Origin of the sequence: Robertmurraya sp. DFI.2.37, from assembly GCF_029211245.1 — a bacterium.
Classification (GTDB): Bacteria; Bacillota; Bacilli; order Bacillales; family Cytobacillaceae; genus Robertmurraya; species Robertmurraya methanolica_A.
Window position 1 is genome coordinate 1 of the sequence record NZ_JARGEJ010000830.1, and the last position, 290, is coordinate 290.

The window sequence follows — 290 nt, forward strand, 5'->3', positions numbered from 1 at the left end:
TTCTGAGACACCCATGCTACCACGTTTCCAAAAGGACATTCGGAGTTGATATAACTTCGAAACTACGCCGAGACCATTTCCTTTGATCTTTATAAAATGGTGATGGATTTAACAGTTAGTGCTGATCCTATCTCAGATATTGAAAAAGTAAGCTGTCCTATTCTTATTCTATCTGGTGTGAAAGACGCATTGTTCCTATCCCACTATTTACAGCACCAAACCTTGCATTTGCGACATTGCCGTTTTATCACCGTTCTGAATGCTTCCAGTTTAATTGTGTTGGACCAGCC

Annotated in this window: 1 protein-coding gene; it reads left to right on the forward strand. The window is 40.3% G+C overall.

The window, feature by feature from the left end:
• Positions 1-96: 96 nt before the first annotated feature.
• Positions 97-290, forward strand: a 194-nt coding sequence (locus tag PZE06_RS28825) for an alpha/beta fold hydrolase family protein (protein WP_275792515.1), incomplete at its 3' end; no start/stop codon positions are given.